We start from the raw sequence: 26,441 nt of genomic DNA on the forward strand, positions 1-26,441 counted from the left end.
GTTCGCGTTTCATTCGCTTGCCTTCCACTCCGGGGCGGCTCGTGATCCTGCATTGAAGATCACTCCATCCACACGTAACTTAGTGAGAATATTGCCTATTTTGCTCTTTTTCTGCGCATCGCTCAGGGCGTCACTGAGCTTATCCCAAAGAAGATCGTCGATTTCCTTTCTTGAAGCACTGCCGAACTTGCTTAGAAACTTGAGCACAAGATCGGCATAATGCTGATCGTCGAAGGCGCTGGTCTTGATATACTCGGCCTGCCGGGAAGACGCGGCAGCTACGGCAGCAGACACACGAAGGTTCGGCCTGCGCCCCTCAACCAGCCCCTTGCGCTTCAGCGCCTGGATCGCCGCATCCGGCACCTCTAGCCCTTTCTGCACCCGGTCCAGCGCCAGCACATCCGTGAGCTGCAAGCCGCCGTTTTCCATCAGCACGCGCGTATAGGCCGGATCAACCACCCCACCATAGACTGTCATCACCACCGCATCGCCCGCCACCTCGTAATCCGGCATTGGCAGATAGCGCCGACGCTGCGTTTCATACATCCGCTGGATGCCATAGCCCATCTGGTCGATCATGTTCAGCTCGACCATGGCCTGCACCAGATAGGGGTTGCGATAGCCCCTTGGTGTCTTGTCGCCGCGCACATAGTCCTCAGGGGCGCCTTCAAAGAAACGACCAGCGTTCTCGAACACCAAGCGATCCGGACGCTCGGTCACGATGATCCGCTGATTCTGGCGATAATCCTGATGGGCGATGCAATTGTGCAGTGCTTCGAGCACCACCTTCTGATCGTATTTCGACACCTCATGCGGCAGCAATTCGTCATCGGGCAAAAGGCGCAGCTGGATGTTGCGGATGCGTTGATAGAGTTGTGTCGTCGTCAGCAGGAACGGTGGGCCGAAATGTTCGTAGGCTGTTTCCGGTCCGACCAGCTTCCATGTCATCTGAGCGGGCTGCGGGGACAGCAGGTAAGCGCTTTCCGCTTTGCCCAGTAGCAACAGAGCGGCGCGGGTCACTTCACCGCGCTGGGTGACCTTGGCGCGATCCAGAAGGGTAGCCACCGGCCATCCACGCACCTCATCCGCGTCGATCCGGTTTTGGTGTTTCAGCGCAAAGCCACTTCGCGCACGGTCCAAAGCCTGCGGGTCCAGATCATCAAGCGTGGCGCCGTCCACCACCTGCGCGCTCCAGTCGGTGTTCAGCGTCTGCGCGCGAATTTCATCCAGCTTGGCCAATCCCAAGGGAGACAGGCTTTCACCGGCCCGGGAGAAATAATGGCCCTGCCAGGCAATCGGAATGCCACGGGGGGCGGGTGGGATTTCCATCATCACCACGCGGTGACCATTCACCTCCACCTCATGGATATGTCGAAAGGTCGTGGTGGGGTCCGAGCCTTCCGCAATCTGCTGCTTCAGGCTTTGCAGGTGTTCCGGAGCGATGCGGTAGTCTGTCCCCACAACGGCCCTGCTCTTGTTGTTCACACCGAACACAAGCCAGCCCGCATCCACGTCCTTCAGGTTCGCCTCGTTCGACAGAGCGGAGAAGTATTTCCCGATATCGCCCGTGGAGTAGGAATTGGACGCCTCCTTGAACTCGACCACCTCGTTTTCCCAGGTGTTGATCAGGTCTGTCAGTTTGAGGCGCAGCGCGGCGGGGGTCATCAGATCGCTTTGACCTCGGTATCCGGCGACAGAGCCTTGAAGATCTGTTTCACGTTGATCTTGGTCGCGTCATTTTTGAAGCCCGTGTCCTTGAACACCACGCGCAGGGGGTGGCGGGCGGCGAGCGTCTTGACCAGGGCCTCGTCCACTCCGTTGTCGAAACAGGCGATCAAGGCGGCGCCAGCGACGGTGAAAACGGTCTTGCCCTCAACCGTCTCACGCGTGATGGGCAGGGTCAGGTCAACGCCCCAGTCGAGCAGCACCTGGAACAGCAGGTCTTCGGGTGAGCGGTCGGGTTTGATGTTGTCCACGTTGGTAAGCAGGTCGGCCTGATTGGTGGCGTCAGGGGTGTAATAGACATCGGCCATGTTCGAGCTGTCGATTTTCAGCACGCGAAAGCCCACATCCCCGTTCCAGTCGTCCGAAACGCTGGAAGTCAACACAGCTGCGCCAGCGCGGCGGATGCGTTCCTTCGATACCTCGGACAGCACCAGTGGCCTATCAAGCTTCTTCATCAGCTTAATCGCAGCCTGAACGGTCTTCTTTGCAGTTCCTGTCGTATTACGTTCTGCCTCTTCGAGGCTCTCTGGTAGCTGCACCATGATAAATCGGTGATTGCTTCCATAGGTAGAGTTAGCTCTAAGAACAGCCTCGGCGGTGCTGGCTGAACCCGCAAAGAAATCCATGATGATCCCAGAACGATCATTCGGGGTTACGTATTCTATCAATCTTGCAAGCTCGTCATGGTCTTTCGGGTTCGTAAAGACTTTGCCCTCCATTAGCTTTCGCAAGTATTTAACAGACACTTGGGATTGCTTGTAGAAATAGGCCCCGCGAACCTGAGTTGCAAATTCAGCGTCTTCGGTTACTTCTTCCTCTTCCGTTTCCGAATCTTGATCGTCAAGCGGACCCTCTGCTTCGCCGGGTGCAGGGCGAATGTGGGCTTTGCGAAAGGGTGGCTCTGAGTGGTCTTCACGAAACTCGACTAAACCAAGTTTAATTTGCCTTTGCATCTCGTCTGGCGAAGCGTAGATCCAGCCGCGTTCTGGAACGGCACAAGGCTTCTTAGTTAATGGATGGATTACATCATACCGAGGGCCATCACCGCCTGGCCATGAGATATCACGATCACGCCACGGCCCATACTTATCCACTCGTTTGTATCGCGCCCATTTCTTCGCAGGGTGACCTTTGGGCAGGTCAGAATACCACTGCGTTAAATTCGTCTCGATGGCCTTGAAGTCGTCACCGTGTATAGCTCGAAGTCTCGTGAATTCATCCCAAATATCGCGGGCACCGGGTTTCTCTTCTCGCCAAGCCTCGTTTCGCTCTCTCAGCTTGGTGACGTTCTTTCCGAACACCAGCATATATTCGTGGCCAACCGAGAAGAACTTGGCATCGTTCTTCCGACCTTTTTCCCAAGTAAGCTGAGCGACAAAATTTCGCTCCCCAAAGACTTCGTCCAACAGTTTACGCAGGGACGCTTGTTCATAGTCGTCGATACTGACAAGGATTATACCCTCATCCATCAAAAGACGTTTTGCCACGGACAAGCGGGAATACATCATCGACATCCAGTCAGAATGAAACCGCCCTCTGGTTTCGGGGTTTGATACAAGTTGCCCACCTTGGGCGTCGCGTTCGCCCGCCTTTTCTTCTTGCTCTTTTTGGCTACTCGCGAAGTTATCCTTATAGATGAAGTCCTTCCCCGTATTATAGGGCGGATCGATATAGATCATCTTGACCTTGCCCAAATATGTCTCTTGCAACAGCTTGAGCGCCTCAAGATTGTCGCCCTCAATGAAAAGGTTGCGGGTGGTGTCGAAATTTACGGATTCCGCCCGCGAGGGCCGCAGGGTTTTCGCAATCGGCGCATTGGCCGTAATCAACGCCTGCCGCTTGCCCGGCCAGTCCAGATGATACCGCTCTTGCGGCCCTTCCACGATGCTGTCCGACAATTCCTGCCGCAGCAGGTCAAAATCCACCGCGCGGCGCAGCGTGCCGTCTGGCCCGATGCTTTCCGTCACGCAACCCGGAAACAGCGCCGCGATCTTGTCCACATTCTGCGCGGTCAGGTCGGGGCTGTGCAGTTTCAGCTTTTCGATCTCGTCACTCATGGTTTCCCCCGCCCGTTTTTCCCGGGTCTTTCATATGATCAAAGGCCGCCTGTGCCTCAGCCAGTTGGCCGTGCAGCGTCACCTTGATACTGAACTGGCTTTCGCGTTTCAGCTTCGATTGAAGCTGCGCAATCTCACGTTCTTTTGCCCTGATTGCCGCCAGCCGTTCAAGTCGGGTTTCGACATCTTCGCCTGGGACAGGTGTGATTGGCATGAGCGCAGACAGCATCCTGTAGTAGAGCGCGCCCAGGTTGACCGCCACCGGCAAGGGCTTGCGCGGACTGTCCTGCGCGACCCAGTCGCCGTGCAGGTGATCACATAGCACCCATTTGCCGCGCTCCGCCTCGGACGGGCGTTTGTAGGCGGCGGCGGTTTGAATGTGTTCGCCGACCAACAGCTCGAACACAATCGGGAAGGGAACAGCGCGGTCAATGGCGCGCAGAACATCATCATGCAGCGCATCGCCCTTGAGCGTGACGCGGAACACCTGAATTTCCGGCACGGCAGATGTGGCTGGCAGATTCAGCGTTTCGGGGGCGAGCTTGTGTTCCCAAGTGATCTGGTCCACCTCGCGCACGAAACGGTCACGCAACGCCGTGTTGACGGATGCCCCGTCGTAGATGCGGGATTTCGGGATCACGCGTTTCAGCGTGGTCTGGGGTGGGTATTGATACAGCGTCATGGATCTCGCACCACGATGAAGGCGATGAGTTCGAAATCCTCCAGCCCCGCGATGGTTTGCGTCAGGGCTGTTGTATGCCCACCTGAGAACAGGCTGTCGATGTCGCGTTCTTCCTTGACCTCGATCATCGAGCGGATCGCGTCATTCAGCAGGCCTGAATAGGTGCCCATCTTGCGCCCATCCTGCGTTTCCGCGTTGAAGGCGGCGCAGAGGTCACGAATGGGCTGTGTGACGCCCTTGCAGCCCGACCGGATCAGATCGAGCAGACGTTTGACCTGCGTCTGATCCGCGATGATCTGCCCGTCCTGACCGATGTAGATCAGGTAATAGGGGTGCAGCCGGTTCTGCTGGTTGACGTTGATGCTGTCGTGGATGTTGCGCAGCGTGAAGATCACACCGGGATGTAGGCCACGTTTGGGGTCGGATGGGATAACTGTGTGAAGCCCATGCGGCATGCGCGGCAAGTCGTCATGGGTCTTGAGGTAATTGAGCAGATCCATGCGGAAGTCATTCAGCCCAAGGTCGGTGATGGAAATGCCGGTCTTTACGTCTTCGAGCTCAATCACCTCGTTCTGGAGGCGCTGAAGCTGGTCCCTGCGGTAGGCTACATCAGAGCTTTTGGCGGTGAGCACGTTATCCTCACCGGTGCCCGCCATGTCGACGATGTGCATGCGGTTTTCGACCCGCTCCTTGAGGTTGATGTATTCGTCGAGGCTGATGTCAGGCCAGTAGTTCGAAAGCTGGATCTTGGTATTGGGTGATCCGATCCGGTCGATCCGCCCGAACCGCTGGACGATACGAACCGGGTTCCAGTGGATGTCATAGTTGATCAAGTAGTCGCAATCCTGAAGGTTCTGCCCCTCAGAAATGCAATCGGTGCCGATCAGAATGTCCAGTTCAGCCGGATCATCGGGAATGATCTTGTCCTTTTCCTTGGCACGAGGGGCGAAGAGCGTCAGGACGGACTGGAAGTCATAGTATTTCTTGAGTGTTGTGCGGGGATTGCCCGATCCGGTGACAATGCCGCTGTGCGTGTTCTGCGCTTCTGCGAAATGCGGCGCGAGCCGATCGAACAGGTAGTTCGCGGTATCGGCATAGGCTGTGAAGACGACTACTTTGCGATTGCCGGGGTTCAGCTGGTTGCCCATCTTGCCCGCGATCTCGGCGATGAGGTGCTGTAGCTTCGCATCGTCGTCGGGAGTGACCTTTTCCATCTCTGCAATCAGGCCGTCGATGATGATCTTGTCGACCGATAGCTCCTGCTTCCAGGCGGTGATATCCATGTCGGCGAGATCGATCTTGATCTTCTTGCCAACCGAGAAATCGGCGAAGTCTTCATCTTCGTCCGCAACAGCCTCCAGGTCGATATCCAGGTCCTCCACAGTCGCAGCACCGCCCGAGGCCTCGAATTGGGCGATGGCTTCCAGCGTCCGGCCGATATTTGCGGACAGCGCGCCAAGCGTCTTGCGGAATGCATGGACGGAGCTTTCCAACCGCTTGAGCAGGTTTGTTGTCATCAAGGCTTGCAGGCTCTTCTCGCGGTCAGCCTGTTTCAGCGTGCCTTTGCCGCCCTCCGTCTTGGTATCGTAGAGGTCTTCATATTTCTTCAAACAACTGGGCTGGATGTAGTTGACCGGTGCATAGACGGCCATCTTCAGCTCGCTCAGCTTGGCGAAGATCTCGTTGAACCCGATGACATCCTCGCGGTGCGTAATCGGCAGATGATGTGACAACGGTTTCAATCGCGTTGGAAACTTCCCGATGTCCGCTGTGTCGTAGAATGTTTCGATATGCTTGCGGGATCGCGCGATGGTCACCGCATCGAGCAGCTCGAAGAAATCAAAATCCAGTGCCTTCAGGATTGAGGCCGGCGTCCTTTGATCCGCGGGCAAGTTGGACCAGACGTTGAACGCAGTTTGCGCGCGGCGGAATATTTCTTCCACGCTTGCCCGGGTCTTGAGGTTCTTGCTCAGCGCGTCCGAATGCCCTTCATATGCGAGGGCCAGCTGATTCTTGAGGTCTGTGAACCGGTTGTTTACTGGGGTCGCCGATAACATCAGAACCTTGGTCTTGACTCCCGCCTTGATCACTTGGTTCATCAAACGCTGGTAACGAGTCTCGCGGTCCTTGTAGACATCGTTGTTCCGGAAGTTGTGGGATTCGTCGATTACAACCAGGTCGTAGTTACCCCAGTTCACGCGATCGAGCCGCATCCCGAATGACTCGCCAGACTTTCGTGAAAGGTCCGTATGGCACAACACGTCGTATCGAAACCGGTCCTTGGCGAATATGTTGGTGGTCAGGTTTGCGTTATAGTTGCGCCAATTGTCAGCTAACTTTTTTGGACACAGGACCAGAACGTCCTTATTGCGCAGCTCGTAATACTTCACGACCGCCAGAGCCGTGAAGGTTTTGCCCAACCCTACACTGTCTGCAAGGATGCAGCCATTATATGTTTCCAGCTTGTTGATGACGCCGACTGCCGCGTCACGCTGAAAATTGAACAGCTTCTTCCACACAAGGCTTTCAAGATAACCGGTTCGATCCTTGGGCAAAACGTCCTCATCGATTTCGCTCAGGAAATCGCTGAAGAGGTTGAACAGGATCATGAAGTAAACCCGCTCGGCTGGGTTCTCCTGATAAACGGACTCGATGTGCTCAAGCACCTCCGCCGTGACATCGCGCAGCTTTTCGTCGTCATGCCAGATCTGATCAAAGAGATTCAGGTAGGTCTGCGCGAACTGCGGCTCCTCCATGACCTGTGTGTAGCTCGAGACGGCGTCACCGCGCTGATACCCCAGGTCAACGGCAGTGAAGCCGGAGAGAGGCATGTAAGCGACTTCTGCGTCTGGCTTTTGAATATGCGCGAATTGCTGCATCGGCGCCGTCGTTGAGTTGGACTTGAAGCGAACCTTTTTTCTGATCCAGTCAGCGCATTCGCGAGCCACAGCTCTCTGAGTCATCCGGTTTCTAAGTTGGATTTCGAACTCACTCCCGGACAATACCCCCCCGGACCGTATCGTGGGAATGAAGAACTCTCTCCGCTCTTTCTTGATCCTGTCGATCGCTCCAGCCGGGACGAATGTTGGTGATGTGAAAATAAAATCGAGTTCATCCAAGCCGTTCAGCTCTGACTTGAGCGCGTCATATGCGTAGATGGAGAAGCAGGGAGCGGCGATTCTAAATTTACCTGCTCCGGCTAGCTCCTTCTTGAGATCGTCGCCAAGCAGGTGAGTAGCGTTGTCCAAGATCCGCAATTACACATCTCCCAGTTCAATTTAACGCATGTGACACAACCTACTTCCTCCACGAAGATGTGCAACGCCGTCCAATATTTTTCGCTGCGCCGTCTCAAAGCAGGTCGGTTCTCCTCGATCTGCTCGATCCGAGCTCGGCACAACCAATTGCTTGGGATCATAGATCGCTTGGCAAGTCAGTCGTGCAGGAGGCCACAGAAGGCTCTCCTGAGCGCTGGTTAACCCAGAGTCGCGAACACTAGCCTCTTTGTTGCTCCGCCCTTCCTGATGCCCTCCCAAAGCGTCAGCGGACCCGGCAAACATCAACAATGGCAGAGTCCCTTGCGCACCGCAGTTTCTTGAACTGTGACAGCACCCAAGACATGCACCGCTTGCAAGTTGACACCGCTCTCAAGCCGGGACCATGGATACACAGGCATAAGCTCCCGCTGATTCTGAAAACGACCCTCCAGGATCAGGAAATCCCGGTTCGCGACGCCATCCTGAAATTCAGCTCCGCTTAGAAACTCGAAGCGTTACGTGCAATGGGATGCACAAGATTGCCATCTGACACGACCAACATCCTACATCAGGCTGAACTCTACTACGAGCGGCACCTGCCGAGCGGCATTGGATTGTTTGAACGCGGCAAGCCTAACGACGCACTGGACGATACAGGCTTCATTCTTCGCTTGAACCGGGAAGTCTTTCTTCGCGGAGTGCTGCCAAGAACCGGTAGGGCTCACCACAAAGTGCGTATGATAGGGGCCGACGGGCGCCTTGGCCCACATGCAGAATTGGTCGTCTTTGGAACTTGGTTGATCCTTCACCAGATGCCCGGCAGCATGAAACGGTCGGGAAAGCGCCCAGATCTGCGAAAGGTTCTCAATGTGACGGCAGCAGCGTTTGCGGCATTGCTGTCGCGCGAGAAACCCCGCACCGATGATCCGGTCACAACAAAGGATGTGGCCAGGCTCTGGCGCATCTGTTTTCGGGAGGCGACCACAACCGCGGCACATTCTTCGTCACTGCGTTCCTTGCGCATCATCCTCCCTGAATACCTGGTGCACCTCAAAGCCGGTCATGTCGTTTTCAAAGGCGTGCAGATCACAGGATCACCTGGTCTGAAGCGCTTGGCCAAAGCGCTGGAGACCGGGATCCCAGCTGCCAAGGTCCCTGCCCCAGCACCGACGCCCGCCGCTGCTGCACCGGGGGTGACCCAGCCAGGTGTTTTCGCTGTATCACATGTTGAGTCCAGCCACGCCGGTGCGCCCGTTACTTCGTTCGAGATCACGTTGGCGTATTCTTCGCCGGCTGCCGAGGTGGAATACCGCAGCCTCCCACAGGGATCAGTGCCAGCGACTAGACTGCACTACGACATTGAATCCGTTCAAGCGACAAACCATGGGCACCAGCTTCGTGCAGATCGCGCAGGCCGGGTTGTGTTTGTCCCCGATTTCGACATCGGGCAGGTCAGGGTCAAAGCACTGCTAGACAGGATCGCCTTCACGTTCACAGCGAGGAGCAAGGTAGACCACAACACCCTGCAGAAAGCGATCCAGGCCGCAAACGGACACGGGGTCTATGTTGCAGACAGAACCAGCCGCGCGAACGACGATAGCGACTGGCTCGCCTGTCTGCCGGAGCTCGATCTCAGCAAAACGACCGGATATCATTTCGCAGTGCACCTGCAGGACCCGACACCGACACGCCTCCGTGCCGCGCTTGATGCTGCTAACAGCGTCGCCGGGATAGACGGTGCAGTGCGGCCGTGCATGCTGGAACTCGCCATCGACTTCTATCCGCGATCGACAAACGATCCGACTGACGCCCTCCTCACACGGGAGCAAATCGTCGGTCTGGCGCAACGGCATATCTGGTCAGACGGGAGCAGACTTGCATCCCCGGACAGCAGGCCGCCGCGCCAAGAGGACCCCCGCCAAGTCTACCAAGAAGGCACACCTGGTCAGATGCGTTACCTGTTTCCTGACAAAGCTGACCGATACCATTCGGACCGTGAACTCAAGGAAACGGGTGTTAGAAAACGGCTCCTTACCGCCCGGTCAGGGAATGACCTATACCTGAACGCAACAACCTATCGCGGAGACAAGGGCGCGCCTCTCCGTGTCAACATTCAGCACAAAATCGCTGACCGGAGGCACATCGCCAAGGGTGCGAAATACGATCTGGCCGCCGAACAGCGCCGGACGCGGGTTGAGGTGACACTGACATCGCTTGAAGAATTGCAGAACGTCGGACTGAAGACTTTGGATGATCTCTCGAACGCCCCATTCCGGAAGATGATCCGCAAGCTGCTCACGTTTCGCCTCGCCACGTGTGGGTCCGACAATCACGCAATCAATGAGGGGTCAGCATTCGAGTCAATTATCGCCGCGACCTGTTTCACGCCACTGGCAACTGTCGAGCAGATTGACGGCAGACACGTCGCGAAGGGTGTGACCAGAGCAGCCTGTTGCTCCACTTCAGTTGTCTGCGTTCAAGGCGTTTGCGTATATCCAGCACATGACTTGCCGGACGACACAGGCAGATTTGATCCAGGCTATCTGCCGGCGTCGGAATGGATCGGGATGAGGACTGTCGCCGCTTTCTAGGATTTCCATCCTACCTGACTCGGAACGCTTGAAAGCTACAGCATCTTCGGACGCCCACCTCGTGTCCAGGTCGGTCAAATGACCTGTTCATGATTATTCCCGGGTGGAAATAGTCATGAACAGAAGAAGCGGGACAAGGGGGCGGTCGTGTCGCGGAGTTGGTGGAAATTCGAGGGCGGCGTAATCTCCGGGTGAACTGACACCCACCCAACCGGCGGCGGCAACCGCCAGGGAGATCACGCCATGAACCAGATTACCGACACCGCGAGCTTTGGGCTACTGACCGAAGAGGCCGGGTTCGATCCGATCGAAGAGCGACTTCGAGCCAACGTGCGCGCGACCATCGAAGCCGTGGTCGAAGAGGAGCTGGCCAGCTTCCTCGGCCGCCTTCGCTACGGCCGGGGTGACAGCGCTGCAAAGGGCTATCGCCACGGGCACCGGGAGCGGCAACTCACGGGCACCTTCGGCACCGAGACGGTGCGGGTGCCGCGGGCCCGGATCGCGGATGAAGCAGGCAAGGCGACGGAATGGCGGTCGAAGGCGCTGCCCCGTTACCAGCGCTTGACCAAGAAGGCCGAGGCCCTGATCGCGGCGGTTTACCTGGCCGGCACTAACACCCGACGCGTCAAGCGAGCGCTGTTCGGGCTGTTCGAGGGTGCCGTCAGCAAGGACGTGGTCAGCCGAGCCTGGCGCAAGGTGAAGGTGGACTGGGACGCCTGGTGCGCCCGCAGCCTCGCGGATGAGGACATCGTCCGGCTCATTCTCGACGGCACCGTGATCAAGACCCGGATCGACAAGAAGGCAACGAACATCTCGGTGCTGGCCGCTATTGGCGTGCGGCGCGACGGCCAGAAGGTGCTGCTTTCCATCAGGAATATGGGTGGGGAGAGCACGGCAGCCTGGCGCCAGTTCCTGGATGACCTCGATGCCCGCGGCCTGACGAGGCCCGAATTCGTGATCGTCGACGGCGCCCCGGGCCTCGAAGCCGCGCTGGCAGCGCTCTGGGGCGAGGATCTGCCAATCCAGCGCTGCACAGTTCACAAACACCGCAACCTCTTGGCCCATTCGCCGAAGCACCTCCACGACGAACTGATAGAGGAGTATCGCGACATGATCTACGCGGACACCGCGGCCGAGATCGAGACGCGCTGCAAGGCGTTCCTGCGCAAATGGCGCCTGAAGTGCCGAGCGGTGGCCGACAGCTTGGAAGAAGCGGGCGACCGGCTATTCACCTTCACACGGCTCGATCCGTCGCAATGGAAATCCGCGCGCACGACCAACGCCATCGAACGGCTGAACGGCGAATTTCGCCGCCGGATCAAGACGCAGACCGTGCTGCCATGCGCAGGGACCGTGCCCATGCTGCTTTGGGCGCTGCTCGCCTCCGGCCAAATCCAGATGCGCAAGGTCGACGGATGGGAGACCCTCTCTCAGCCCCTCGAACCCATGTCCCTTGACCTCGCCGCCTGAGAGGCCGAACCTTCACATGTCCGGAGCACGCTGCCAGGGAATTTCCACAGCATTCGCGACACGACCAAGGGGGCGTCGCCAAACCAGTCATTCGAAGCGCAAGTCCGCACGAAGGTGAAAATACCTTTTAACCGCCAATAGTTCGATCTTCGGGCGGCCGGGATTCAAGCCAAGCGCCCCGGGTCTCAGATCAGGAAACGCCGAGGGTCGCTACCCTAATTCATGAAAACCGGCACAAAGATGATCAAGGCTCCCGCACCGACCAGTCCGAAGCGCATCTTACCGAGGCGTCGTCGGATCATTCCGATAGACATCATTGCGAGGCCGAGCGCGATCTGTAGCGCAGTTGCCACTGCCGCTATGGGCGAGGCGGCGAGGTCAATCAGGGCTGGGTTCGCAATCATCGCCAATGGTATGATGTAGAGCCCGAAACCAAGCGACATCGCGGTGATCGCGACTTTCAGCCAGTTTTCTCCGATCATCCCGGCTGCGATAAAAACCGCGCCGCAGACCGGCGGCGTGATCGTCGATAAAAGCGCGAACCAGAAGACGAAGAGATGTGCCTGAATCGTGTCGAGGCCAAGCTCGCGCAGCGCAGGCCCCGCGACTGAGACACAGATCACGTATGCGGCTGTGGTTGGCACCTCCATGCCAAGGACAAGGCACGCGAGCGCAGTCAGAAGGAGCGCGGGCCAGAGCATGCCGCCCGCCCCTGACAGGATCAGAGATGTGATCTTCACGCCGAGTCCAGTGATCGCAAGAACGCCGATGATGATCGAGGCGCAGATGATGATCGCGGCGATCATGGACACCTGACGCGCCGCATTGAGGCAGGCCTCCTCGATCCGCGCCGCCGTGTCACGCCAAGAGCCGATGCCGCGTGCGTTGAAAAACAGAAGAACGAAGGCCGAGAGGATCGCCACGCTGGCGGCATATTGCGGCGTGACACGGATGATGAATAGACCGGCCAGCAGCACAACGAAGGGCACCGCAAAGAAGGCCGAGGTCACAGCGACGGTGCGCCAGCCCGGCGAGTCTTCTGCGGCGATGCCCTTCAGATCGTAGCGGCTGGCGTAGGCATCGACGCCGATCCAGACGGCAACGAAATAGAGGATCGCAGGCAGAAGCGCCGCCGCCATGATCTGGGTGTAGGGCACGCCGGTCAGTTCGACCATGACGAAGGCCCCTGCCCCCATCAAAGGCGGCATGATCTGTCCGCCCGACGAGGCGACCGCCTCGACTGCGGCCGCCAGCCGCTTTGGATAGCCGAGACGCGTCATGGCCGGCAATGTGATAGCGCCGGTCGAGGCAACGTTGGCCGAGGCCGAACCAGAGATCGAGCCGAAGAGCGCCGAGGACAAGACCGACATCTTGGCCGCCCCGCCCTTGAGCCGGCCGGCAGCGGCCGAGGCGAGGTTCATGAATCCTTGACCGGCTTCGCCGGCATTCAGGACCGCGCCGAAGATCACGAAGATCGCCACGACGCTGACCGACACGCCAGTCAGACTGCCCCAAATTCCCCCTTCGGCGATCGTCAGCGTGCCGATAAAACTGGCCAGCGGCGTGCCGGAATGGCCGAACTCGCCCGGAATATACTGGCCGAAAAGGCCGTAGAGCAACGCCAGAAGCGCCACCAGCGGCAGCGGCCATCCAATCGCGCGGCGCGCCGCCTCAAGCGCAACACCAAGAAGCACGAAACCGACGGCCATCTGAAACGGGCTTTCGATGAAGCCATACTGGTTTGCCAGCCTCCGGTGCATCACCGCGACCCAGAGTGTTGCAGCGATGCCAATCACCGTCAGGGTAATCCCGCTGATCCGCAGCCAACCCGTCTGCCCTGGGACGAGAAGGATCCATGGCAGCGCCAGAGCGAGGTGCACGGGACGGCTGATCAGGTTCGGCACGAGGCCGAAGAACACCAGCGTCAAGTGAAAGGCGACGAGAGCCGCCGCCAGAAGGAAGGCGAGAAGACGCATGTGTCAGGCCTTTAGGAAACTGAAATGGGCCGGGGGAGGTTTCCCGGCCCGGTCGTGGCGCTACTTCTGCGCGTCGCTCAGCGCGATGCCCGCTTCTTCGTAATAGCGGACCGCGCCGGGGTGGAAGGCAACGTTGACGTTTTCCATCAGCCCGGCATCGACCCCCGCCCACCAGGGCGCGCTTTCGGCCATCTTCTCACGCTCCTCCCAGAAGGTCTTGGTCAGCTGATAGGCAGCGTCATCGCTCATCTTGGTGGTCGTGAAAGCCGCCACAGGCAGCGATGTCGTCACGATGTCGCTGTCCTGACCGGCATAGGTCCCTGCCGGGATCACCAGCTTTGCGCGCCCGGTTTCGGCGATTTGCTCGTCGCTCATCGACAGGACGTTCACCCCCATGCTGGCCGCCGCTTCGATCACGTTGGGCGCCGGGAACGATCCTGCGGTCACAAAGCCATCGATCTGACCGTTCTTCAGTGCAGCCACCGCGTTCGAAAGTTCGGCATCCGCCAGGGTGACCTTGCCCTCCAGACCAAAGAGGCCGAGGTATTTAGCACCTTCTGTTGCTCCGAACGAGCCCGAGCCGAGCAGGATCGTTTTGCCCTCCATGCCAGCAAAGTCGGTCACACCGCTGTCGGTGGACATTACGAAATGCATGGTCAGCGAGGGGATCGGGAAAAGCGCTCGAATCTCGCCGAAGGCCGCATCGCCCTTTCCGTCGAACGGCCCGGTCGCCTTTTGCGCGGCGCCGACCAGCGCAGGCGGCGTGGTGAAGACATAGTCACCGCCCCGGGCGCGCACTTCCATGACGTTCTGGGTCGACCCCTGGCTTTCCTCGATCGTGACAATCATTCCGCCATCCGTGCCCGCCTTCACCGCCTCGGCGATCTCGACGCCCATCTGGTAATAGGACGTGCCGGATTTGGCGGATTTGTAGGTGATGCGCTCCTGTGCCTGGGTGGCCGTTGCTGCAACGAGCGCCAGAGCGGCGAGTGGAACGAAGTGTATGAGTTTCATGGTATCCTCCCTTGAGATTGGTTTTTTGCTTTCGGACTATCCGACCGACTTCGTGCCAGAGAAGCAATGGCGTTTTGTATCACGCGGTGCAACTAAATCGGCTCGGCGCGACGCATGTCACTGAGGAAGAATTGATCCCCCGGCACTTCTGGCAACACGACGCATCGGGATGGCGTCGTTCACCCTTTTCTAGGCCATCTGTGGGAGCCGCCGCATGTCACCAGTCAACCGGTGCCGCTCTGGCCATTCCTGGGGCAAGGTCAGTGCAAATGACCAAGTGGCAGCGACTGGATCTTGTGGCGAGCGCAGGTTCCCCGGTCCTCGCTAGACTGCGTTGCTCGGAAACACAGGTAAATGACCCAACGAAACAAGCTCGTCGCCACGCACCACAATACCCTCGTGACTGGTCACAACACGTCCCGCTGCACCCTCTAAGCTGATTACATGACATCAGGTGATTGGTCAGATTCAGCAAACGAGGCTGTCGTGGAGACCTATTTCGCGATGCTGAGCGACGAGTTGTCGGGGCGCGCTTACAACAAGGCGGCCAACAATCGAGCGCTTCAAGAACAGACCGGTCGCAGCCGTGGATCAATAGAATTCAAGATGTGCAACGTTTCCGCTGTCTTTCGAGGGTTCGGTTTACCCATGGTCGCTGGTTATCAACCGCGCTTCAATTTTCAGATGTCGCTGGCGGAAGCGGTCTCCAATTGGTTGGCCCGTCATCCGGAATGGGAAATGGCGCTACATCGACCACCTCCGAAACACGTCGCCGAACCGGAACCCTTGTTTGTCGGAACAGCACCAACTCTGAAGAACACAACGCCTCCCGACGAAATGGAGCAGATGCAGCATATTGCCCGGCATTTTGATGTGGCTGGACGAGACGCGCGCAACCGCAGCCTGGGACGCGCCGGTGAAGAACGGGTCTTGCAGCACGAACGAACAATTCTTCAACAACATGACCGAGCCGACCTTGCAAGCCGCGTCCGATGGGTTGCGGCCGAAGTCGGCGATGGCGCTGGATATGACATCGCCAGTTTCACACCTGACGGTGAGGACCGGTTGATAGAAGTGAAAACCACCAATGGCTGGGAGCGCACACCGTTCTACATCTCTTGCAACGAATTGGCCGTCGCCGACGAGCGACGAGAGCATTGGTGTCTTTTCCGACTGTATGAGTTTGCGCAAACGCCCAAAGCGTTCGAATTGCGGCCGCCTCTCGAGGCGCATGTCTCGCTGACAGCGACTGCCGTTCAGGCAAGTTTTCAGTGAATTAGGAGAACGAAGCATCCCGTTTGTGCACAGCAGCAGCTTGGCTTGACCGGCCAGGATGATTAGCTGACTGCTACCGGAGGCGATCATGCAGAAATTCTCACTCCTCGACCTATCACCCATCCCGGAAGGCAAATCCGCCGCGGATGCACTGGCGTCGATGGTCGACCTAGCCAAGGCCGCTGAGCTGTTCGGCTATCACCGCTACTGGCTGGCCGAGCACCACAACATGCCCGGCATTGCCAGTGCAGCCACCGCACTCGTGATCGGGCATGTGGCAGCAGCGACTTCGACCATCCGCGTCGGTGCCGGGGGCATCATGCTGCCCAATCATGCACCGCTGGTCATTGCCGAACAGTTCGGAACTCTGGCGACGCTTTACCCCGGTCGGATTGACCTCGGTCTGGGCCGCGCACCGGGAAGCGACATGGCCACCGCGCGGGCGCTGCGACGGCATATGGCTCCGGAAGACAGTTTCCCGCAGGATGTGCATGAGTTGATCGGCTATTTCGACGAAACATCGGAGGAAACTCCGGTGCGCGCTATCCCCGGCAGCGGCACCCATGTTCCCGTCTGGGTCCTCGGCTCAAGCCTCTATGGCGCGCAACTGGCCGCGTGGCTTGGACTGCCCTATGCCTTCGCGTCGCATTTCGCACCCGCCCTGCTGAAAGAGGCATTGAGCATCTACCGCAACACGTTCCAACCGTCCGAACGGCTTGCCAAGCCCTATGTGATGATGGCCGCAGGGGTCTGTGCCGCACCAACCGATGACGAGGCCGCATTCCTGCGATCTTCACAGCTCTTGGCCTTTGCCCGCCTGCGCACCGGCAGACCGGGCAAGCTCCCCCACCCGACCCGTGATCTGCACAAGGAGATACCGGCACCGGTCATGGCACAGGTCCAGAACGCCCTGTCCTGCTCTGCCACGGGATCGGCGAAAACTGTGCACCGCCAGCTGCGATCATTTGTCGACAGCTTTCAGCCGGATGAACTGATCATCACCGCCATGATCCATGATCACGCCGCGCGCCTGAGGTCGTTCGAGATCACGGCGGAGGTTCTTGGTGATCTCGTTGAGGGTTCGGCCGCTTCTTGAAACGGCCCAAGAGAGACATCCGCCTGATGGTTGCATTCCTGCGGCCGCAACCCGCTTTACGATCATTCGCAGCATGTGCGAAATCACGATACCCGCGAAATACCAGTCTGCTGACAAAGTGGGCGTTCGCTGCACTCGAACAGCAACCCCTTTTGGAGGCAGGAGCGTAATGTCGCCCGCAACACTAACTCGACTGACCCCGCTAGCCCAATAGTCTAGGGCACTTTGATCCGAAGAGATTGGAGATAAACAGCATCCGCCCGATTTGGCCATTTCATAGTGCAATAATCGCGGTGCTCTTCCGGAATATAAAGAATACCAGCGCCAGTTTCAAACGAGGTTTCTAGTCTAGCAATTTTAAGCCAAATACTCATCGCATCCAATTCCGCGTGTGCTTCCCGAAACTGGCAATACCAACTCAACTCATGTAGTTCTAGCTCGTCGAATCGACGTGGCAAATCAAGCGACTTGGCATAGTCCGGAAAGCCGTCATAGAGTCCAAGCAAACCATCAAGGCCGGCTAACGAATAGGTGTCTCCCCTAACAACCATCTTCAGTATTTGATCAACATCCAGCCTGTCGCCAAATCGCCGAGTGAGGTCGACCAGAACTTTTCCAAATTCTTGCGAGTCTACACGCGAAAGGTGCGGGCCTCGCTTGATAAGTTTGTCGATGGCACCATTGAAGATCGCGATGTGGCCGTTCTTGCCGAGATGCTCGAGGAGCTCAGAAGCAAGCGCCAATGCCGTCGCATCATACTTTAATGAAAACACCTCGAAAAGCTTTTGAACGGCCATCAACTGAGAGCCTTCGGTTACGCCAAGCGCGATCTCTGGTAGCTGATGCTGGAACGACAGGTCTAGCCGGTTCTCTTCCGGGACCTTCACCAGAACGCTTTTGGCCCCGTATAAGATGTCCTCTCGGCCAATTAGGTAATCCTGGAGCCACAAGTAGTGGATTTCGTTGCTCCGGACATTCACCAAGAGAAGTAGAACTGGGACTCGGAACTGATTCGCATAACTCAGGTATTCAGTCCTTAGTCGAACGTAGTAGCCACGGTTCTTATGGATAGGACTGAGTGTTCCCTTGACCTGAAGTTTGACGAGGGCGCCAGATAATTCTTCAACACCATCAGTGACCTCAACAAGCTCTGCCTCCAAATCAATTCCGAAGTCATGCGATTGACTTCGGCAAATCCAATTCGGAGCATTAAGGAACGCACCTTGGGCAATATGCTCAGCTTGATCTCCGATCCTCTGCGAAATTGATCGTTTAGGCAACGTGCTGCTCCAATTTTAATCTGCAAGTGGTTTTTATTGCCTTCAGTGTAAAGCAAGCTTTTGCACGAAATGACTATCTCCTCGTAGCATTCACTCACCACGCAAACTCGAAATCAACCATCAACCATCAACCATCAACCATCAACCAAATAGCCATTTTGCTCACGTCCCCAATACGATTGATAGTTTGGACCGTGGCTTTCCGGCTGCTGTCCTTTTTCAGGTCTACTCATTATGATCGGCAGAGGGGCCGGTAAATCGGGGCCGACGATGATCGCTTCGCCCTGTGATAGGGATGGAATGAATGCGGCTGCGCTGCGATCCAGATCACCACAAGCTCGTTCGATGGTCTCGCGGTCTCGGTCATTTGTGAGCCTGTGAACAAACAAGGTTCCAAGTTGACTGAGAACATCCTGCGGCACATCTCTGGGACGCTGGGTCGCAATCACGGTCGTCAGCCCATACTTCCGACCTTCCTTTGCAATCAGGCCAAATGCATCAAGGTTCACACTATTGAATTCATCGCCAACAGTCCGGCCAATAAATTGATGCGCTTCATCCAGACAACAAACGAGCGGATTCTGGCGAAACTGGCCTCGCCGTGCAAGGCCGAGCAGGTAACGCCCCAGTGCATTCAAAAGCAATTCTCTGGTGTTGTGCTTAAAGCTCACCTTCTCGAAGGAAAGCACCATTGCATTGGAATTTGAATCGGCCAAGAAACGCTCAATCTCTCGACAAATATCCAGACCCGTGTCTGAGAACAGACAGGATAATTCGGGGGAGGTCAAAAAGGTTTCAATGCGAATGATCAGTGAGTTGCAGTATCCAACTGCATTGTTTTCGATTTGACCATATCTCGATGCATCGTTGTTATGCACTGGCCTCACGCACTCGTTTCGCACTTGCCGAGACAGCGCTTTGAAATCAAACTGGCAAGTCTCAACTGCCAACTCGTCTGCAAGTATCAACTCAGCTTGACCGTATGCGAGGCGGCTCTGATTTGCTTTTTCAATGGAACCTTGATCTTCCACAACCACGTGCCCAACCAGCTCGTCGTCTCTGCGAATTAATATATTTCGCCTCGAACCGTTCTCCTCGACGGGGAACCGTTCCGCATCGGCCGCCAAAACTCGAGCCATACGAAGGCTCTTCGTTGCACTCCTCAGGGCTGGACCCTGACTTTGACCGGTTGGAGTAAGAAGAGCGTGCAGGTCCAATTCCGACAAGTTTTCACTCGGGAACCGAACCAAGGGCTGATCGTCATTGTCGGTTTCGCTAAACGAATACTGCCATGCGCCAGCCACCTTTCCTGTGAATTCTCCCGTGGGATCAAACAGTATACACTTCCCACCGATACGCACGATCTCATTGACGAGGCGGGAAACGGTCCAGCTCTTTCCCCCGCCCGTCGCGCCAAATACACCGCAATGACGACCGAACAGCTTCTCCGGCGGAATGCTGAGGGTAGCATCGTCCAGCCCGGAAAGGTGTCCCAGCTCGACGACCAGTTGCCTACCGCCTCCCTTTATGTCGCCTTCCAAGGCATCCTTGATGGAATTGGAAAGCGCTCCACCCTCTGCGAGGTAGACCCCATCACCTACCCTTGGTTGCGTGTTGATGCCTCGTGTCGCTTTCCGAGTGGTTTTGCTAACGGTGGCCAAGAGCTGGACTCGCCCCTGCGGCTCTACCGTGGGGTCGGTTTCGATCTGGTGCTCAAGAACATTTCGTTGCCTTTCGGGAATGCCGACCTCCGTCACGCGCCCCAAGATCGCTGAGCGGTCGCAATCGACAAACACGAAATCGCCAACCGAACCTTTGGCCAACCCGCGCCGACCAAGGGCTGCAAGTGCATTCGGCAAGGTGAGTTCAACGGCACTTGCCGTCACCCTTGTAACCGTTCCGATGCGCTTGGACGGGTCGATCAGAGAGGCAAGTTCGCTCATGCGCCGTCGCCCTCGCGTAGCTTTTCAAGCCGATCCTGCAAGAGCTGACGATCCGTCTTGCCCGATATCATCGGCAAGGCGTCGGCAAGGTCTTCGAAGCGGCCATTCAACATCGTGATGCGCGTATCACCCTGCTGCACAAGTCGCGCGATCTTGCTCTGGTAAGGGCGTTGTGCCGCCAGATCGAGGTCGATCTCCTGCGCGTCTTCATCAAATAGCTTTTGATGCTCCACGAACCCGCGATCACAAAGGACCAGGTGCAGCGACAGGTTCGTTTCGATAGCTGACCAGATCGGGGCGCTGATATGGTCGTCTGCAAAGCCGAAGCCGGAGACGATCAACGTTGTATCGGGTTCCCGCAAAGCTGCCTGAAAGGCTGCGAACATGTCGAGATAAGGGGTTTCGAACGCCTCCTGATACTTAGAAGATCGAGGATAGATCAGGACTGGTTTGCGGTCTTCGGCGGTATCATCGACGCTTCGAATGACGACTTCATCCGACCGTCGCCGCCAATCCACCGAACCATGCAGCTTGTAGAGGTGGAACACACCGTCAAGGTAGTCCGCCTTCGTGCTTGAAGCGGCCCGCCGCACGATATCATGGTCGAAGTGGTCACGGTTGAACCTTTGCTCTGCGCTGTGGGAAAATCCGTCTATCAGCACGACTCCGAGACGCAAGCCAGCCGTTTCGATGCAGAGATCGTAATTCGTGGTGAACAGCCTCACTCTGGGCTTTTCCGGTGATCGGCGGGCGAACTTCTTCAAGAACGCCCAGTGTGCTGGCAAATCAGTTTCCGCACCAACGAAACCCACTTTGCCCAAGATCGTGTTCTCAGCAACGCGAACGAACTCAATCAGCTCTTCCAACCAAGGCCAATCAGCGAAATCAGGATCGTTCCTTGACCGAATACTGAGCAACTCGATTTGCATTTTGCAGAGGCTCAAAAGGCTTTCGATATCTCCGGCTTTCTGCTTCCCATCACTGTCATTCTGCGGCAAGTTGCCCGTTATTTTCTTCGCCAGATCGTCGAACTCTTTGTTGTCAACCAAATTGTCTTCTGAAACAGCGTCCCGAACGGCATGCCAAAGGTCGCCCATCCCCGGAGCATGCGGCCCGCGATCGTTGTTGGCCGAAAAGGACGCTCCAGACCCCAAAAGCACCGCGACATTGGTCGAATGCAGAGCGGCCAGTAGAGCTTCCTCAACCTGATCCTTGCATCCTGCCTTGGGTTTCTTGCTGGGCTCTTGAGAATCCTCGTTCTCACCCTCCCAGCGCAGCCACTTTCCGTCGCGCGTCAACAGGCGCAGCAACTCTTTTTTGCCAACCGGCTGCCCATCCCAAAAGTTGTTCAATTTTAACACCCGAAAATACAATCCTAAGGCGAGGCTAGTTTAGTTTGACTGCCTGGTAAATCGTTCAAAAAACACGGTGCTCAAATGGGTTCGCACTTTGAGGCCACTGGCAAACGAATGGCAGCTTTTTGTAACTCTGTCGTTTCAACTTGCTCCTGCTCCAAACGACTGGAACCCGCCCGGTCCGGCAAAACGAGGACTACACCAGTTCAGCGTGTGAAACGAAAAATCATGAAAAGCTCGGCCCCACGTCGCATCGCCAATACTACATGTAGATCTGGGCTACTGTGAAACCTACTGAAAACGGCAACTTCCGGCGGGAAATCTGGGAAAACCGCGGTCACATTTCGTCTCAATTTTTCCTCTAAGCACACAATCCCTCAGATTTACAAACGCACGCCTCGCAAGCCATTGAAAAGATTAGATTGGAAGTCATCGAGGATCACGCAGACTGCGTCGGAACCTTTACGTCCCTGCCTTCAACCTTTCCCACACCAGGAATGGGGTAATAAAATACCTTTAACTATAACCGACCCCGCGCAAGGTCATGCAAGGCGCACGCAAGGCACAACTCCCACACCAGAAAGGCAACGCAAGGATCAGACACGGAGAGCGGCAAATCTAGATTTGGTGTTTGCGCTCAACATGAACTGACCGAAATCTCGCTCAATACCTCAACGATTAGAGATCTTAACACCTGGGATGAAAAGAACACGCATACCGCAAAGGACGGATTGCCTGCGCTACCCTGACGTGAAATGATCACATCATGTCATGCGATGAATCTAAGAGTTCCGTTGGCAGGTCGCCACCTTAGGTGAGGAGCATCCACGCCGCATTTCCCCCTAGAAACATCCGGCTACACACTCCGACTGCCACCATAAAATCCCGAGTTTCACCTATGAGTTTTCGCTTCATCCATTCCAGCGACCTGCATCTCGGCCGCCGCTTTCTCAACCTGCCTGAAGCGCAGGACGGCAACCTCCGCGGTCGGCTCATGGAGGCCCGCTTCGACAAGATCCAGCGCCTCGCCGCTGCAGCGCGCGAACACGGCGCTGCGCATGTTCTGCTGGCCGGTGACACTTTCGACTCGGCAACCCCTTCTCCCCAAGTGCTGCGTCAGGCGCTGGCGGCAATGCGGGACGAGGGCGAGGTCACGTGGTGGCTTCTGCCCGGCAACCACGACAATATGCGCAATGCGGAACCCATCTGGAATCAGATCAGTCGTGATGGACCGGACAACGTCCGTGCGCTGCTTGATGAAGCCTCTACCGATCTCGCTGAGGGTGTCACCCTACTCCCGTGTCCGGTTCCGGTGCGTGCGACAGGGCGCGACCTGACGGACGCTCTACCACGCATGGATACACCAGAAGGCACGATCCGTATCGGCCTTGCCCATGGAGGCGTCGTGGATTTCTCTGACCGTGGCGATCACATTCCGCCGGACAGAGACCGAACCGCAGGTCTGGACTACCTTGCGCTCGGTGACTGGCATGGTCGCATGAAGGTGTCGAGCCGAACCCAGTATTCCGGGTCGCCGGAGCAGGATCAGTTCAAGCATGGGATTCGCGGTCGCTGCCTTGCCGTCACTATTTCCGCTCAAGGAGCACAGCCAGAAGTCACCGAGATCGAAACCGGCAGCTTCCTGTGGCAGGAAACTGAGCTGGCACTCCACGAAGGCGAAGATGCAGCCACCGCATTAGAAGCCCTTCTGCCCTCTCAGGATTGGCGAAACACGCTGCTCAAGGTCCGTGCGTCCGGTTGGGCTCCCATGTCTGGACATGCTGGGCTCAACATCACTGCGGAGCGTCACGCGCCCGAGTTTGCCTATCTTGAACTTGATGCAGCCAGCCTCGGCACCTTGCACAGTGTTGCCGACCTCGACGAGATCGACCACGCAGGTGCCATGCGGCTCGCTGCAGAACAATTGATGACCGAAGCCGAAGATCCGGCCCTCTCAGAAGACGATCGCGCCGTCGCTGCCGCTGCGCTCAACCGCCTCTATGCCTATGCACAGGAGGCGGCGAAATGAGGCTGCGTTCCATCACCCTGAAAGACGTTCGACGTTTCATTGAACCTGTCCGCATCGATGGGATCACCGATGGCGTGAATGTGCTGTGCGCTCCGAACGAATTCGGGAAATCGACCGTCTTCGATGCGCTCCGAGCGCTGTTCTTCGTCCCTCACGGGTCGACCAAGAAAGACATCAAGCATCTCCGGCCGCATGCCGGCGGTGCACCTGAGGTCTCCGTCGAGGTGCAAACCCCGGATGGACTGTTCGTGATCTCCAAGCGCTGGTTCGGCAAGTCCGCGGCGAAGGTCATGCGTGGCGATGTCCTGATCGCGCAAGCGGACGAGGCTGAAGCCTGGATCTCTCGCCTGCTCGGCGGTGGTGATGGCGGTCCTTCCGGCCTCCTCTGGGTGCGACAAGGGCTTCTTGGCCTGTCAGATGGTGAAAAGAGCGAGCAGACGACGGCTCTTGAAGCGCGCCGGGACCTTTTGTCTTCGGTGACAGGCGAAGTGGAGACGATGACCGGTGGTCGCCGAATGGATGCCGCGCTGGCGCGTTGTCATGAAGAACTGTTTGCCTATGCCACTGCGACCGGACGCCCTAAAGCGGGCGGCCCTTGGTCGGATGCCATTCAGGAAGTCGAAACGCTCTCCGCAGACCGCGACAAGCTCGCAAGTCAGGTTGAGCTCCTCCAGTCTGCCCTCGACGAGCGCAGACGCCACCGCGATGAGCTTGCAGACCTGGAAGCCCCGGACGCCGTCGCCGAGCGCAAGTCGCGCCTTGACGCAGCAGAGGCAGCTTTCGCGGCCGCGGAGGCCTATACAGGCAAGGTCAAGGCAGCAGAGCAGGCACTGCAGACGGCCACCTTGGTTGCGGATCGCGCGCGACAGGAACTTAAGGTTCTCCGTGACGCCCGGATAGAGAAGTCGGCAAGTGAAACGGCCGAGCGGCTAGCCTCCGAACATCTCGTTAAGGCGCAGGACGAACTTGCGAGGCATGAGAAGGCGCTTGCCGAAGCCACAAAGGCACACGATGAGGCGGAAGAAGAACGCAAACATGCAGACACCCTCGTGCGCAGGATCCAGGCCCAAACGTCCGCCACCGCCGCGCGCGAACGCCGCGCTGAGCTGGAGGAACGGATTGAAAAAGCACGGTCCTGCCGGGAAAAGGTTGAAGCCGCCAAGGCCACTGCATCGGTCGGACCTGATGACAGGCAAATGGAGAAACTACGAGGGCTCTCAGCTGCCCTCACAACGGCGCGCGCACTCAGGGATAGCACGGCGACACGGGTGACCATGCGCTACGCTCCAAACCGCGCAGGGCATGTTCAGCAGGCCGGTAAAGCCCTTGCCGACGGCCGAGAGCTTGCGATCCACACAGACACGGTATTGCACCTCGAGGGTCTTGGCGAGTTGACTGTGCATCCCGGCGAGAGACCTGCTGATATTGGAGATGTCTCTCAAGCCGAAGCCGATCTCGCTGAGGCCCTGACTTGGCTTGGGGTCTCGTCGGTCGAGGATGCCGCACGTGCGCACCAGAAGCGCCAGGAAGCAAAAAGCAAGCTGCTGCAGTTGGAGGCTGAGTTCCGGGGCCACGCGCCAAGAGGCATCGAAGATCTGCAGAAACAGATCGCAGCACTCCCGGATGCACCGGCACAGGACATCGAAGAGCTGCCTCCGCTGGATGAGGCAGAGGTCAAGCTTCAGTCGGCCAGTAGAATGGTCCTGGAACTGCGTGCCAGAATGAATGCCGCGCGGGATCAACGGGACAAGGCGCGCACCGCACACACAACAGCACTCGTGCGCAAGGAAGAGGCAGAGCGGCGGCTGAACTCGGCAATAGAGGCTTTGGGGCGCTTGGCGCAGCAGGACGAAGATGCACTGGCGGCTGTCGCCGCCCAAGCTAACGAGAAACGCCTTGAAGCAGAAAATGACCTCGCCGAGGCGCAGTCTGGTGCACCCGACATCGCCGCGGCCAAGGCTGCGTTGACGCGTGCGCAGTCGATCGAGGATGCAGCACGCATCAGGATTGAAGAACTGCGACCAACCATCGCTGCACTGGATGAACGGATCCGGGGGAGCGCTGGTGAAGCGGTCGAGGAGCGGCTTCAGGAAACCGAGGAGAAGCTTGAGGCGGCCGAGATGCGGTTGGCTTGCATCGCGCGCGAGGTCAAGGTGCTGGAGCGTTTACAGGCAACTCTCGAAGCGGCCCGTTCGGCGGCACGAGACCGTTATTTCGAACCGGTCGCCGGAGAATTGCGCCCCCTGCTCCACCTCCTTTGGCCAGATGCCGAGCTGAACTGGGCAGACGACACGCTTCTTCCGCAGTCGCTGATCAGAAACGGTCAGGAAGAGACCGTGGACATCCTGTCAGCTGGCACGCAGGAGCAGATCGCGCTCCTGGTTCGGTTGGCCTTTGCCAGGCTCCTGTCAAAGGACGGACGCCACGCTCCGGTCATCCTAGACGACGCGCTGGTCTTCACCGATGACGACCGGATCGAGCGCATGTTCGACGCTCTGCACCGCCAGGCTAGCGACCTGCAGATCATCGTGCTGAGCTGCCGACAGCGCGCGTTCCGGGACTTGGGTGGAAAAGCGCTTCAGATTTCTACCACCGACTGACAAACGAAATGGACGACTTGTTCATCAAGCCAACATGCGTTGTGCGCGTCCTCTCAGCGGCCCGGAGAGAGTCGCTGAGAGGCAGCTTGCG

Annotated in this window: 15 protein-coding genes; 6 read left to right on the forward strand and 9 right to left on the reverse strand. The window is 57.6% G+C overall.

Going from position 1 to position 26,441, the window contains the following annotated elements; translation table 11 throughout:
- Positions 1-9: 9 nt before the first annotated feature.
- The 4 genes from M3465_RS11810 to M3465_RS11825 are packed head-to-tail and all read right to left on the reverse strand — an operon-like array spanning position 10 to position 7,721.
- On the reverse strand, positions 10-1,665 hold the full coding sequence (locus tag M3465_RS11810; RefSeq protein ID WP_249501949.1) for an RNA-binding domain-containing protein: 1,656 nt from the start codon (positions 1,663-1,665) through the stop codon (positions 10-12).
- Positions 1,665-3,782: a site-specific DNA-methyltransferase gene (locus M3465_RS11815; RefSeq protein ID WP_249501950.1), complete on the reverse strand. Its 2,118-nt coding sequence runs from the start codon at positions 3,780-3,782 to the stop codon at positions 1,665-1,667. The genes M3465_RS11810 and M3465_RS11815 overlap by 1 nt, the downstream gene beginning before the upstream one ends.
- Positions 3,775-4,464 carry a DUF4391 domain-containing protein gene (locus M3465_RS11820; RefSeq protein ID WP_249501951.1) on the reverse strand — a complete coding sequence of 230 codons (690 nt, stop codon included), beginning with the start codon at positions 4,462-4,464 and terminating at the stop codon, positions 3,775-3,777. Before M3465_RS11820 ends, M3465_RS11815 begins: the two co-directional genes overlap by 8 nt.
- Complete coding sequence (locus M3465_RS11825) at positions 4,461-7,721, reverse strand: helicase-related protein (RefSeq protein WP_249501952.1); 3,261 nt, start codon at positions 7,719-7,721, stop codon at positions 4,461-4,463. Before M3465_RS11825 ends, M3465_RS11820 begins: the two co-directional genes overlap by 4 nt.
- Before the next feature lie 539 nt (positions 7,722-8,260).
- On the opposite strand from M3465_RS11825, the gene M3465_RS11830 reads away from it, so the two are divergent.
- Together M3465_RS11830 and M3465_RS11835 are read left to right on the forward strand one after the other, a co-directional pair.
- Positions 8,261-10,312 (forward strand): hypothetical protein, encoded by a 2,052-nt coding sequence (locus M3465_RS11830; protein WP_249501953.1) that lies wholly within the window; start codon positions 8,261-8,263, stop codon positions 10,310-10,312.
- Between the two features lie 243 nt (positions 10,313-10,555).
- Positions 10,556-11,782 carry an IS256 family transposase gene (locus M3465_RS11835; protein ID WP_249501954.1) on the forward strand — a complete coding sequence of 409 codons (1,227 nt, stop codon included), beginning with the start codon at positions 10,556-10,558 and terminating at the stop codon, positions 11,780-11,782.
- A 215-nt stretch (positions 11,783-11,997) separates the two neighbouring features.
- Here the strand turns inward: M3465_RS11835 and M3465_RS11840 are convergent, their stop codons facing one another.
- Together M3465_RS11840 and M3465_RS11845 are read right to left on the reverse strand one after the other, a co-directional pair.
- Positions 11,998-13,758 (reverse strand): TRAP transporter permease, encoded by a 1,761-nt coding sequence (locus tag M3465_RS11840; protein ID WP_249501955.1) that lies wholly within the window; start codon positions 13,756-13,758, stop codon positions 11,998-12,000.
- A gap of 60 nt (positions 13,759-13,818) precedes the next feature.
- The gene (locus M3465_RS11845; protein WP_249501956.1) at positions 13,819-14,772 is read right to left on the reverse strand and encodes a TAXI family TRAP transporter solute-binding subunit; all 954 of its coding nucleotides are present in this window, start codon (positions 14,770-14,772) and stop codon (positions 13,819-13,821) included.
- Between the two features lie 444 nt (positions 14,773-15,216).
- Here M3465_RS11845 and M3465_RS11850 point away from each other — a divergent pair, with 444 nt between their 5' ends.
- Entirely contained in the window at positions 15,217-16,047 is an 831-nt protein-coding gene (locus tag M3465_RS11850) for a protein NO VEIN domain-containing protein (RefSeq protein ID WP_249501957.1), read from the forward strand.
- A gap of 88 nt (positions 16,048-16,135) precedes the next feature.
- Positions 16,136-17,143: an LLM class flavin-dependent oxidoreductase gene (locus M3465_RS11855; RefSeq protein ID WP_249501958.1), complete on the forward strand. Its 1,008-nt coding sequence runs from the start codon at positions 16,136-16,138 to the stop codon at positions 17,141-17,143.
- Between the two features lie 215 nt (positions 17,144-17,358).
- Here M3465_RS11855 and M3465_RS11860 read toward each other — a convergent pair whose 3' ends face one another.
- The 3 genes from M3465_RS11860 to M3465_RS11870 form a co-directional block, all read right to left on the reverse strand.
- A complete protein-coding gene (locus M3465_RS11860) occupies positions 17,359-18,423 on the reverse strand; it encodes a DUF4365 domain-containing protein (RefSeq protein ID WP_249501959.1) in 1,065 nt (354 codons plus the stop codon).
- A gap of 134 nt (positions 18,424-18,557) precedes the next feature.
- Positions 18,558-20,366, reverse strand: a complete 1,809-nt coding sequence (locus tag M3465_RS11865) for an ATP-binding protein (RefSeq protein ID WP_249501960.1) — start codon at positions 20,364-20,366, stop codon at positions 18,558-18,560.
- Positions 20,363-21,727: an SIR2 family protein gene (locus tag M3465_RS11870; protein ID WP_249501961.1), complete on the reverse strand. Its 1,365-nt coding sequence runs from the start codon at positions 21,725-21,727 to the stop codon at positions 20,363-20,365. The genes M3465_RS11865 and M3465_RS11870 overlap by 4 nt, the downstream gene beginning before the upstream one ends.
- A gap of 892 nt (positions 21,728-22,619) precedes the next feature.
- Between M3465_RS11870 and M3465_RS11875 the strand changes: the two genes are divergently transcribed.
- Both M3465_RS11875 and M3465_RS11880 read left to right on the forward strand, forming a co-directional pair.
- Complete coding sequence (locus M3465_RS11875; protein WP_249501962.1) at positions 22,620-23,750, forward strand: metallophosphoesterase family protein; 1,131 nt, start codon at positions 22,620-22,622, stop codon at positions 23,748-23,750.
- The gene (locus M3465_RS11880) at positions 23,747-26,350 is read left to right on the forward strand and encodes an AAA family ATPase (protein WP_249501963.1); all 2,604 of its coding nucleotides are present in this window, start codon (positions 23,747-23,749) and stop codon (positions 26,348-26,350) included. The genes M3465_RS11875 and M3465_RS11880 overlap by 4 nt, the downstream gene beginning before the upstream one ends.
- The last annotated feature ends 91 nt before the right edge of the window (positions 26,351-26,441 follow it).

This window comes from Marivita sp. GX14005, from assembly GCF_023370775.1.
Classification (GTDB): domain Bacteria; phylum Pseudomonadota; class Alphaproteobacteria; order Rhodobacterales; family Rhodobacteraceae; genus Marivita.

Coding starts and splice junctions, on each gene's coding strand:
- M3465_RS11810 (WP_249501949.1), bottom strand. CDS start 1,665: ATGACCCCCGCCGCGCTGCGCCTCAAACTGACAGACCTGATCAACACC.
- M3465_RS11815 (WP_249501950.1), bottom strand. CDS start 3,782: ATGAGTGACGAGATCGAAAAGCTGAAACTGCACAGCCCCGACCTGACC.
- M3465_RS11820 (WP_249501951.1), bottom strand. CDS start 4,464: ATGACGCTGTATCAATACCCACCCCAGACCACGCTGAAACGCGTGATC.
- M3465_RS11835 (WP_249501954.1), top strand. CDS start 10,556: ATGAACCAGATTACCGACACCGCGAGCTTTGGGCTACTGACCGAAGAG.
- M3465_RS11840 (WP_249501955.1), bottom strand. CDS start 13,758: ATGCGTCTTCTCGCCTTCCTTCTGGCGGCGGCTCTCGTCGCCTTTCAC.
- M3465_RS11845 (WP_249501956.1), bottom strand. CDS start 14,772: ATGAAACTCATACACTTCGTTCCACTCGCCGCTCTGGCGCTCGTTGCA.
- M3465_RS11850 (WP_249501957.1), top strand. CDS start 15,217: ATGACATCAGGTGATTGGTCAGATTCAGCAAACGAGGCTGTCGTGGAG.
- M3465_RS11855 (WP_249501958.1), top strand. CDS start 16,136: ATGCAGAAATTCTCACTCCTCGACCTATCACCCATCCCGGAAGGCAAA.
- M3465_RS11865 (WP_249501960.1), bottom strand. CDS start 20,366: ATGAGCGAACTTGCCTCTCTGATCGACCCGTCCAAGCGCATCGGAACG.
- M3465_RS11875 (WP_249501962.1), top strand. CDS start 22,620: ATGAGTTTTCGCTTCATCCATTCCAGCGACCTGCATCTCGGCCGCCGC.
- M3465_RS11880 (WP_249501963.1), top strand. CDS start 23,747: ATGAGGCTGCGTTCCATCACCCTGAAAGACGTTCGACGTTTCATTGAA.